Raw genomic sequence first — 10,201 nt, 5'->3', positions numbered from 1 at the left:
GGTCAGCTTGCCTGCCGCGCAGCGCGACTGACCAGCTCGGCCCGCCAGTCAGCACGAGGCCCGCACTGAGCTACACCATCTCCTGGGACATCATCCTAGGCTTCGATGTTTTCAATCTGGATGAGGTCACTCCAGAGTTCATCGCAGACGTTGGAACGAAGAAGGGCGAAAAGGTAGACTTTGCGGTTCGCATCGACGGAAAAATCGCCATGCTGATCGAAGCCAAGCCCATTGGAACGAAGCTGGGCGACACACAGTACAGCCAACTCTTCCGGTACTTCACCGTTACAGAGGCCCGCCTCGCGATACTGACAAACGGACGTGAAGCATGGTTCTTCTCTGATACCGACGAACCGAACAAAATGGACAAGAAGCCGTTTTTCACCTTTGACTTTCAGTCCTTCGACAAGGCCCAGATAGAGGAGCTATCCCGCTTCAGAAAGAACAGTTTCGCGATTGAAGAAATCATCGAAGCCGCATCAAACCTGAAATACATCAGCGCCGCAGCGAACTACCTAAAACGCCAGATCGAAAGCCCTGACGATGACTTTGTGCGCTTTATCGGTCGCCAAATCCATGATGGTCCCGTCACCAAAGCGGTGTTCGAGCAGATTCGCCCCGCAATTCAATCCGCGTTAGACGAACTCATTCGCGACCGGATTCAAGATAAACTGAGCATCACTTTTCAGGACAAGCCAGCGAACACGACAGCAAAGGTCGAAGAGCCTGCACCAGCCCAACCCGAGCCAAACGATGATGGGATTGTCACCACCGACGAAGAACTCGAAGCTTTTATGATTGTCCGTGCAATCAGTGCAAAGCTCTCGCCCGTTGAACGTGTCGCCATTCGTGATGCCAAGAGTTACTGCGCGGTTCTCATGGACGACAACAACCGTCGGCCCATTTGCCGCTTCTATTTCAACTCAGCGACCACGAAATACCTCGGCGTTTTTGACTGCGACAAGAAAGAGACCAAGCATAAGATTTCTGCGCCAAGCGAGATCTACCAGTTCGCCGATTCCATTGAGGCTGTAGTGCGCTCATACGCGGAATAATCGCCACGGCTCAAACTTTATCGGCTTTGGTTACAATGCCCTGCCAAGTCCGTTTGGCAGGGTTTTTCGACCATGTAAAAAGGTCTCCTGATGCGCGAGACTACCTGCCGTATCGAGGGGGGCTGACTAAACTTTATCGCTCTGTTTCAGCACAACCCGCCAAACCAAGCTACACGAACATCCCCAATTGAAAACTCAGCGTTGTGGGATGACATTTGATGACATTTAGACGCTGCCCCCACCCCCTCTTTTTTCGAGCAGATATTGCAAACGAAGGATAGGCGCGGGTTTCCGAAGTGAACTGTGCCAAAGTTCGCTACCCCCCCCCGCCACACTGGACGAAGGCGCAAGCATTTACGGCAAGGCGGGTAGGTTGGCGGGTAGCCACAGAAAATCACCATTTTCTCACATATTATCAATGAGGTATGGCGGAGACGAAGGGATTCGAACCCTCGAGACGATTCCTCGCCTACTCCCTTAGCAGGGGAGCGCCTTCGACCACTCGGCCACGTCTCCGCCGACGGGTCTACATTTCTCGGGGGGCGGGCACAAGAGCAGATTGTCGCTTTGATGACAGTTTTTTGCGCCACCAAAGCGCGCCAAGTGGTTGTCAGCTAAAGACCAAGTCCGCCTCGGTCACTGACAGCCCAGTTCCGACAAACTGGAGGGTGAGATCGCCGATTTCCATATACAAGATTTCGAGATACGCCCCCTCTGGCGGTGTGCCCACGTAGTCAACAGCGGCAACCACATAGGTCACCTCGTCTTCGAGATGCGCCATGTCGAGAAGCTTGATGCTGTCCTTGCCAGAAACGAAGTCAGTAATCAGCGCAGTATCGTCACTCTCTTCAAAAACAAAGGTATCGTACCCTGCCCCACCGGACAGCGTGTCATCCCCCGTGCCGCCGAACAGGACATCATTGCCCGCTTGTCCTTTCAGGAAATCGTCTCCGGCGCCGCCCTTGAGCCGATCATCGCCGTAGCCTGCAAAGAGCCGGTCATTCCCGTCCTCTCCTAGCAGCGTATCGGAACCACCATTCCCGCGCAGACGGTCGTTTCCATTAGCCCCGTTCAGATAGTCGTTGCCGAAATCCGAGAATAGCTTGTCTGCGCCATCGTCTCCGAACAGGCGGGTTGTCTTGTCGCCGTACGCATAGCCTGCATAGAGGACGTCCTGTCCGCTCCCTCCGTGCAGCACGATGTTATCAGAGTTATAGCCGCCGTAGATCGTATCGCTGCCTGCGCCGCCATACATCCGCTCGCCGTTGTCGCGCCATTCACCATAGAGCAGATCGTTGCCAGCGCCGCCGTTGACGACATCCGCGCCGCGACCACCAGTCAAGGTGTCATCGCCGTCGCCGCCGCGCAGGGTATCCGCCCCGCGGCCGCCAAGCAAAGAGTCATCCCCCAGATAGCCATTCAGCACATCGGCGTGGTTTGCGCCGAAGAGGATGTCGTCCCCGGCCCCGCCATTGAGCGTATCTGCCCCCGCATTCCCAAACAGCGTATCATCCCCGCCAAAGCCGTTGATCAGATCACGACCTTGCCCGCCGCTCATAAGATCATCTCCCCCCAAGAGCACTACGGCGACTGCGAAGGTCCCACCAGACGCGTAGAGCGATTGAATCTCTGGCAGGATCAGATCGGTCTGCTCGAATGCGGCCACCCAACCTTGGCCCGTCGCGCTGTCATAGAACGTCAGCCCGTTGATGCGGGCGTCAAACCATCCGGTATTCGTGCTGGTCGCCTCTAGGTTCGTGCCCAAGAACGAATATTGCTGCGTGCCACTGCTATAGGTGATCCGGTCGACGTAATTCAGATCAAAGCTGGTTTCGCCCCCAGCAAAGTATTCGTTATAGTAGTAGTCATAATACAGTTCCGAATAGGTCACGTCATAGATGACGCTGTCTTCCCCCAAGTATTGGGTCGATGACCAGGACAGAAACTCCAAAAAGTCGTAGCCAGCAGGCATTGAGCCCGTTGAAAAATCCCAAATCGATTGCATTAAACGCTCCGCAGGTGATGAAAATAGGACGATGGCAAAGATAAAAAGTATCCTCGCAACTCTTGCGCGAAATGATTGGGAAAAGAAGTGGGCAAATCATGCCCCCAATAAAAAAGCGCGCCCGATGTGGACGCGCTTGGTGTTACGAATTTTGGGCCAATCAGGCGTTGAACAGGAAGTGTAAAACGTCGCCGTCTTTGACTTCGTAGGTCTTGCCCTCAACGCGCATCTTGCCCGCCTCTTTGGCGCCGGTTTCGCCGTTGCCCGCAACGTAGTCCCCAAAGGCGATGGTTTCTGCACGGATAAAGCCACGCTCGAAATCGCCGTGGATGACGCCAGCGGCCTGCGGGGCCAGCATGCCCTTGCGGATAGTCCAGGCGCGCGCCTCTTTGGGGCCGACGGTGAAATAAGTTTGTAGGCCCAGCAGGTCGTAGCCCGCACGGATCAAACGGTCCAGACCGGGCTCTTCGAGGCCCATCTCGCCTAGGAACATCTCGGCTTCATCTTTGTCGAGCTGACTGATCTCTTCTTCGATCTGCGCGCTGATGATGACAGTGCTCGCGCCCTGCTCGGCGGCCATTGCCTCGACCTTGGCGCTGAATTCGTTGCCGGTGCCAGCAGAGCCTTCGTCCACGTTACACACGTAAAGGATCGGTTTCGACGTCAGCAGCTGGAGCATTTTCCAAGCTTTCTGATCATCTTCGTCCACCTCAACCGTGCGGGCGGGCTTGCCGTTCTCCAGCGCTTCGCTCGCCATTTTCAGCAGGCGCTCTTGGGCCACGGCCTCTTTGTCGCCGCCGCGGATTTTACGGGTCAGGTTGGCCAGACGCTTCTCGATGCTTTCCATGTCGGCCAGCATAAGTTCTGTCTCGATCACTTCGGCATCCGCAATCGGATCGACGCGGCCATCTACGTGGGTGATGTCGTCATCTTCGAAGCAGCGCAGAACCTGTGCGATTGCGTCGGTCTCGCGGATGTTGGCCAGAAACTGGTTGCCCAAACCTTCGCCCTGCGACGCGCCTTTGACCAGACCCGCGATGTCCACAAAGGTCATGCGCGCGGGAATGATCTCTTTCGAGCCTGCGATGCTGGCCAGTTTGTCCAGACGTGCGTCGGGCACGGCCACTTCGCCCACGTTGGGCTCGATGGTGCAGAACGGAAAGTTTGCAGCCTGCGCAGCCGCGGTCTTGGTCAGTGCGTTGAACAGAGTGGACTTACCGACGTTCGGCAGACCCACAATCCCCATCTTAAAGCCCATAATGCGGCGCTCCTTGTGCTTGATCGGGGGCATCTAGGGTCTGTTGGGGGGCTGGGTCAAGGGCGACCGTCCGCAAACCCCTCTCTCTGGCCGAGACCGTGCTGAGTTCCACTCTGATCCGGTGTGCTGCAACACGCCTTACAGGCCAAATTTCGCCATTCCGCACCTGCAGCCCACTATGTAAGCCATAACCGCAATGACTCTGGCCTCTAGCCCTTGTAAAATAGACTTTATTCCCTTCGCTGCAGAGCGGCATCTTTTTTACCAAAATCATATAGAGCAGTCATGGAAAGTACACTTATTCACCTGTGCAACGGGTTCATCAAAGAAGAATACTTCAGCCTTTTGGATACGGTTTCCCGAATTGACGACCGGCTCCTGTTAGTTTCGCTATGGTCTCTGACCGGCGGCATCGCGTTGATTGCGCTTGCCTTTTACTTCCGCGCGCGCTCGGTCCTATTGGTTGCGATTGTGGCCAGTCTCGGCTTCTGGGTGCTGCAAGGCACGCTGACCGTCCAACAAGCGCAATACGAGCCCCGTATGCGCCAGATCGAAGGCACCTGCTACGAGACCGCGCGCGGGCCAGCGATCACATGGGGTCTGGCTGCGGCGGACGAGTTAAATGACGCCCCCGACCGGTCGATTGCCGATACCCCCTTCTCGGCGCGCGTAGCGCAGACCAGCTCGATCGTGTCACCCTACTTGCCCGTGCAAATCGGCCCCCTTGGCACTGCGATGGCGGACGAAGGCATGGCCCTGCCGCATCTGCTGCAAATCGCACTGGCACTGCTAGGTCTGCTGTTCATGCGCCGCGCCAAAGCGCCCGAACCCACCCCTGCGCCCGTCGTCAACGTGACCACTGCGCCCACAAAAACCGAAGAGCGCCCCATCCCCGCCAAGGACACCCCCGCGCCCAAGGGGAAACCGCAGGCCGCTTAACAACGGCCCGCGCTCTGGCATCCCTACCGCTCTTCGGGCGGGATGCCGGACAGCTTTTTGCTAAAACTCTCGACCTCTTCGGATGTCCACTGGGACGTCACGCGCTCAGTGCTCGCCGGATGGAAGCCCAGCCCCAGCTTCTTTTGCGGTCGGTGGTTGGTTTTGGGCCGGATCGGACGCGGCACCAGACCGCCCCCGCAGGTCGCACAGACATTATGCAGCACCTCTTCGACACATGTCGCGCAGTAGGTGCATTCATAGCTGCAGATCCGCGCGTCCAGACTATCGGGCGGCAGATCACAGCCGCACCATTCGCAATTCGGGCGCAATTCCAACATCATAGTCTCCCTCAACCAATAGAGTCAGATCAGCGCCGCACCCGCACCAAGTCAATCTGGAAGTGCGCGCCCCTGCCCGTCTGGCCGCCAAACTGCCACCGACAGCCCGCAATCAGGGCGTAGATGCTTGACCTTGCCCCCTGATCCGCGCAACACCTTCCCGAACCATTTACGGACGGGAAGAACATGACTCGGATCGACGCCAAATTTGCCGCACTCAAAGAGCAGAACAAAAAGGGCTTTGTTGCCTACATCATGGGCGGCGATCCGGATTACGACAAATCCCTTGCCGTGATGAAGGCTCTGCCCGCCGCTGGTGTGGACGTGATCGAACTGGGTGTGCCCTTTACCGATCCCATGGCCGACGGCCCGACCATCCAGCTCGCCGGTCAGCGCGCCCTTGCGGGCGGCATGACGCTGGAAAAGACCCTGCAGATGGCCCGCGACTTCCGCACCGAAGACACCACCACCCCGATCGTTCTGATGGGCTACTACAACCCCATCTACAACCGCGGCGTGGACAAATTTCTAGATGATGCGGTCGAAGCTGGCATTGATGGCCTGATCATCGTCGACCTGCCCCCCGAAGAGGATGACGAGCTCTGCATCCCCGCGCAGGCCAAGGGCATTAACTTTATCCGCCTCGCGACCCCGACCACAGATGACAAGCGCCTGCCCAAGGTTCTGCAGAACACCAGCGGCTTTGTGTACTACGTCTCGATCACCGGCATCACCGGCGCGGCCGAAGCCAACGCCGCCACCGTCGCCCCCGAGGTCGCGCGCATCAAATCCCAGACCGACCTGCCGATCATCGTCGGCTTCGGCGTGAAATCCCCCGAAACCGCGAAATCCATCGCGGGCATCGCGGACGGCACCGTCGTCGGCTCGGCCATCGTGAACCAGATCGCAGAGGGCAAATCGGTCGAAGACATCGCCGCCTTCGTCAAATCGCTGGCTGACGGCGCCCACGCGGCCTGATCCCAGCCAATATCGCATTTCCAAAGGGCCCCCATGGCGGGCCCTTTTTCGTGTTCTGAAACATCCGCTCACGCCAATATAATTAGGCGTGTCCGCACGGCCCTCGTACCATCAGCCCATAGCATTGATGTATTCCGAGAGAGCCGATGACCGACGACACCTACATTGTCCGCGCCGAAGAGATTGCCCAAATGGAAGGGCTGCACAAAGCCCACTTCCTGAACCCGAACGCGCAGCGCGTGAACAAGAGCCTAGGCGATCTGACGGGCCTAACCGGCCTCGGCTTTCACATCATCGAGGTCGCCCCCGGCTTTGAGACCACCGAATTCCACGTCCACCACCACGAGGACGAATGCGTCTACGTGTTGGAGGGCACAGCCACCGCCCATATCGGCGGGGCCTCCCACCCCATCGGCCCCGGCGACTTTATCGGCTACCGCGCTGGCGGTCTGCCCCACGGGATCACCAACACCGGCGAGACGACCTTGCGCCTGATCGTTGTCGGCCAACGCCTGCCCCACGACGTCGGCGACTACCCTCACCAAGGGAAACGCATCTTTCGCAACACGGGCCTGCCGTGGACCGTGGTGGATCACGACCAACTCACAGAACCCAACGCAGGCGCCAAGAAATAGCCTTGCCGCAAACCACTCTGATTGGTAAAACTTCCATACCAATTGGAGCGATTTGTAATGCCTGTCATCACGTGCATCGACGATTTAAAGAAAATCCACGAACGCCGCGCCCCGCGGATGTTCTTTGATTACTGCGAAAGCGGCAGCTGGACCGAACAGACCTTCCGCGAGAACGTCACCGATTACGACAAGATCCGCCTACGCCAGCGCGTCGCCGTGGACATGACGGGCCGCAGCCAGAAAACCCAGATCATCGGAACAGACGCCACCATGCCCGTGGCCTTGTCGCCGGTTGGCATGACCGGCATGCAGCACGCCGATGGCGAAATCCTTGCCGCGCGCGCCGCTGGCAAATTCGGCGTGCCCTACACCCTATCCACCATGTCGATCTGCTCGATCGAGGATGTGGCCGAGAACACCGAAAAACCCTTCTGGTTCCAGCTCTACACCATGAAGGACATGGACTACACCAAGCGCCTGATCGAACGGGCCAAGGCCGCCAACTGCTCGGCTCTGGTGATCACGCTCGACCTGCAAATCCTTGGCCAGCGCCACAAGGACCTGAAGAACGGCCTCTCGGCCCCGCCCGAACTGACCCCGAAATCCATCGCCAACCTCGCCACCAAATGGGCGTGGGGCCTGGAGATGCTGCAAACCAAACGGCGCCACTTCGGCAACATTGTCGGCCACGCCAAAGGGGTCACCGACACCTCCTCCCTGTCCTCATGGACGACAGAACAGTTCGACCCCACCCTCGATTGGGGCAAAGTCGCCAAGCTGATGGAAATGTGGGGCGGCAAAGTCATCCTCAAGGGCATTCTGGATGTCGAGGACGCCAAGCGCGCCGCAGAATTGGAACCCGACGCCATCGTCGTATCGAACCACGGCGGCCGGCAGCTGGACGGTGCCCTCAGCTCAATCCGTATGCTCCGCCCCATCGTGGACGCAGTCGGCCATAAAACCGATGTGCACATCGACAGCGGCATCCGCTCGGGCCAAGACGTGCTCAAAGCCCTCGCCATGGGCGCCAAAGCTGCGCACATCGGCCGCGCCTACATCTATGGCCTCGGCGCCATGGGCGAAGCGGGCGTCAAAACTGCGCTCGAGGTCATACAAAAGGAGTTAGACATCTCGATGGCGCTCTGCGGTCGTCAGACCATCGACCAGATCGACCCCTCGATCACCCTCATCCCCGAGGATTTCGAAGGCCGCTGGCACACCACCTAATAGCAAAAGCGCGCCCCGTAATCGGACGCGCCCCTCGCTTCTTTCTGCTTTGTAAAAATACTCACATCACGCCGCCCACCAGCGGCGTGACTCATTTCTAGCGCTCATCCGCGCCCAAATGCGCCCTGCGTCCGGTTCGCAAAGGCCACGAGGGACAGCATCACCGGCACCTCGACCAACACGCCCACCACGGTCGCCAAGGCCGCGCCACTGTTCAGCCCGAACAAGCTGATCGCCACAGCCACCGCCAGCTCAAAAAAGTTCGACGTCCCGATCAACGCACAAGGCGCCGCGATCTTGTGGGGCACCTTCAGCGCATAGGCCGCCCCATAGGCCAGCGCGAACATCCCGTAGCTCTGAATAAGGATCGGCACCGCAATCAATGCAATCACTGCCGGTCGGGCCAAGATCACCTCGCCCTGCAGACCAAACAAGATCACCACCGTCGCGATCAGCCCAACCATGGACAAGGGCTTCACCCGCGCTGAAAACGCCTCGATCGCGGTATCGGATGCCAGAACCTTGCGCGTGATCATCCCTGCCACCAACGGCAAAACCACGTACAGAACCGTCGCCAACACCAGCGTCTCCCACGGGACGACGATCTCGGTCACCCCCAGCAAGAACGCCACGATCGGCGCAAACGCCACGACCATGATCAGGTCATTCACCGACACCTGCACCAGCGTATAGGTCGCGTCCCCGCGCGTCAGTTGCGACCAGACAAAGACCATTGCGGTGCACGGCGCCGCCCCCAGCAGGATCAAGCCCGCCGTGTACTGCGCCGCGTCCTCGGGCTGGATAAACGGCGCAAAAACCACGTCAAAGAACAGAATGGCCAGCAACGCCATGGTAAACGGCTTGATCAGCCAATTGACCGCCAAGGTCACCAACAGCCCCTTGGGCTGCCGCGCCACCCCCGCCACCGCGCCGAAATCCACGTTGACCATCATCGGATAGACCATGGCCCAGATCAGCACCGCGACCACAAGGTTGATCGAGGCCACCTCGGCCCCCGCAATCATCTGCACCAGTCCCGGTGCCATCACTCCGATCGCAATCCCGGCCACCATGGCCAGCGCGACCCAGACCGTCAGAAATCGCTCGAAAACACCCATAGCCTGCCCCTTTGACTTGTTATGGCGACACACACCACCCAAACGCTTCTTGCGCGGCCCATCCGGCCCGCGCCCTTTGTTCATCACAGGCAACCGGCGGACGCTAGACCAGATTTTCTGCCGAACGCGCCCCGATCCCGTTCACTGCCGATTGTAGCGCGATACGGTCCAGACGTTCGACCGGCAGGGCAACGAATGCTGAAATTCGATGCTTCAGCGCGCCATATGCCTGCTGAAACGCCAGCGCTTTTTGCGCATCGGTTCCTTGAACCTTGACCGGATCAGGCATGCCCCAATGTCCGCTGATTGTCTGCCCCTCCCAGACGGGACATTCCTCGGCTGCAGCTTGATCGCAAACGGTAAACACAAAATCCAGTTGCGGCGCATCGGAACCCACAAACTCGGCAAAATTTTTGGCGCGCAAAACCGACACATCGTGCCCCTTGTCCCGCAGCACCTGAACTGCAAACGGGTTCAATTCAGACGAAGGCCGCACCCCCGCTGAATACGCGTTGAACCTGTCGCCGCCCAAACTGCGCAGCAAAGACTCGGCAAAGATCGACCGCGCCGAATTTCCGACGCAGATGAAAAGAACAGTGTACTTGCGGTCCGTCATGATAGCTGTCCCATGCTGTAGGCGTGCACGTG

9 protein-coding genes, 1 tRNA gene and 1 pseudogene are annotated in these 10,201 nt (G+C 58.6%); 5 read left to right on the top strand and 6 right to left on the bottom strand.

The features are described from left to right. Positions 1-1,055 (top strand): type I restriction enzyme HsdR N-terminal domain-containing protein (locus BM225_RS16955; protein WP_143095407.1); only part of this gene is annotated, 1,055 nt, incomplete at its 5' end. 426 nt (positions 1,056-1,481) lie between these two features. Here the strand turns inward: BM225_RS16955 and BM225_RS16950 are convergent. The 3 genes from BM225_RS16950 to ychF all read right to left on the bottom strand — a co-directional run bounded on the left by BM225_RS16950 (position 1,482) and on the right by ychF (position 4,318). Beyond that, positions 1,482-1,571 (bottom strand) — tRNA-Ser (locus tag BM225_RS16950). A gap of 94 nt (positions 1,572-1,665) precedes the next feature. Continuing rightward, positions 1,666-3,060, bottom strand: a complete 1,395-nt coding sequence (locus BM225_RS16945; RefSeq protein WP_072705897.1) for a calcium-binding protein — start codon at positions 3,058-3,060, stop codon at positions 1,666-1,668. A 160-nt stretch (positions 3,061-3,220) separates the two neighbouring features. Beyond that, positions 3,221-4,318 (bottom strand): redox-regulated ATPase YchF, encoded by a 1,098-nt coding sequence (ychF, locus tag BM225_RS16940; RefSeq protein ID WP_072705906.1) that lies wholly within the window; start codon positions 4,316-4,318, stop codon positions 3,221-3,223. A 285-nt stretch (positions 4,319-4,603) separates the two neighbouring features. Here ychF and BM225_RS16935 point away from each other — a divergent pair, with 285 nt between their 5' ends. Then, positions 4,604-5,257 (top strand): hypothetical protein, encoded by a 654-nt coding sequence (locus BM225_RS16935; RefSeq protein WP_072705896.1) that lies wholly within the window; start codon positions 4,604-4,606, stop codon positions 5,255-5,257. A 23-nt stretch (positions 5,258-5,280) separates the two neighbouring features. On the opposite strand, the gene BM225_RS16930 is transcribed toward BM225_RS16935, so the two are convergent. Next, positions 5,281-5,595, bottom strand: a complete 315-nt coding sequence (locus BM225_RS16930; RefSeq protein ID WP_072705895.1) for a DUF1272 domain-containing protein — start codon at positions 5,593-5,595, stop codon at positions 5,281-5,283. A 186-nt stretch (positions 5,596-5,781) separates the two neighbouring features. Between BM225_RS16930 and trpA the strand changes: the two genes are divergently transcribed. From trpA to BM225_RS16915, 3 genes are all read left to right on the top strand, one after another. Continuing rightward, positions 5,782-6,573 carry a tryptophan synthase subunit alpha gene (gene trpA / locus BM225_RS16925; RefSeq protein ID WP_072705894.1) on the top strand — a complete coding sequence of 264 codons (792 nt, stop codon included), beginning with the start codon at positions 5,782-5,784 and terminating at the stop codon, positions 6,571-6,573. A gap of 146 nt (positions 6,574-6,719) precedes the next feature. Beyond that, positions 6,720-7,208, top strand: coding sequence for a cupin domain-containing protein (locus BM225_RS16920; protein WP_072705893.1), 489 nt, complete (start codon positions 6,720-6,722; stop codon positions 7,206-7,208). A 57-nt stretch (positions 7,209-7,265) separates the two neighbouring features. Beyond that, positions 7,266-8,435 (top strand): alpha-hydroxy acid oxidase, encoded by a 1,170-nt coding sequence (locus BM225_RS16915; protein WP_072705892.1) that lies wholly within the window; start codon positions 7,266-7,268, stop codon positions 8,433-8,435. 104 nt (positions 8,436-8,539) lie between these two features. Here BM225_RS16915 and arsB read toward each other — a convergent pair whose 3' ends face one another. Both arsB and BM225_RS16905 read right to left on the bottom strand, forming a co-directional pair. Continuing rightward, on the bottom strand, positions 8,540-9,553 hold the full coding sequence (arsB, locus tag BM225_RS16910) for an ACR3 family arsenite efflux transporter (RefSeq protein WP_072705891.1): 1,014 nt from the start codon (positions 9,551-9,553) through the stop codon (positions 8,540-8,542). 103 nt (positions 9,554-9,656) lie between these two features. Beyond that, positions 9,657-10,169 (bottom strand): annotated as a pseudogene (locus BM225_RS16905) (arsenate reductase ArsC); the annotation flags it as partial. Positions 10,170-10,201: the final 32 nt, after the last annotated feature.

Origin of the sequence: Donghicola eburneus, assembly GCF_900115865.1 — a bacterium.
Classification (GTDB): Bacteria; Pseudomonadota; Alphaproteobacteria; order Rhodobacterales; family Rhodobacteraceae; genus Donghicola; species Donghicola eburneus.
Note: the sequence above shows the minus strand (reverse complement) of the source record. Positions and strands in the feature narration are given on the sequence as shown.

Excerpts from the sequence above, each read along its gene's own strand:
- arsB (WP_072705891.1), bottom strand. The coding sequence starts at position 9,553 with ATGGGTGTTTTCGAGCGATTTCTGACGGTCTGGGTCGCGCTGGCCATG.
- BM225_RS16945 (WP_072705897.1), bottom strand. The coding sequence starts at position 3,060 with ATGCAATCGATTTGGGATTTTTCAACGGGCTCAATGCCTGCTGGCTAC.
- BM225_RS16915 (WP_072705892.1), top strand. The coding sequence starts at position 7,266 with ATGCCTGTCATCACGTGCATCGACGATTTAAAGAAAATCCACGAACGC.
- trpA (WP_072705894.1), top strand. The coding sequence starts at position 5,782 with ATGACTCGGATCGACGCCAAATTTGCCGCACTCAAAGAGCAGAACAAA.
- BM225_RS16930 (WP_072705895.1), bottom strand. The coding sequence starts at position 5,595 with ATGTTGGAATTGCGCCCGAATTGCGAATGGTGCGGCTGTGATCTGCCG.
- BM225_RS16920 (WP_072705893.1), top strand. The coding sequence starts at position 6,720 with ATGACCGACGACACCTACATTGTCCGCGCCGAAGAGATTGCCCAAATG.
- BM225_RS16935 (WP_072705896.1), top strand. The coding sequence starts at position 4,604 with ATGGAAAGTACACTTATTCACCTGTGCAACGGGTTCATCAAAGAAGAA.
- ychF (WP_072705906.1), bottom strand. The coding sequence starts at position 4,318 with ATGGGCTTTAAGATGGGGATTGTGGGTCTGCCGAACGTCGGTAAGTCC.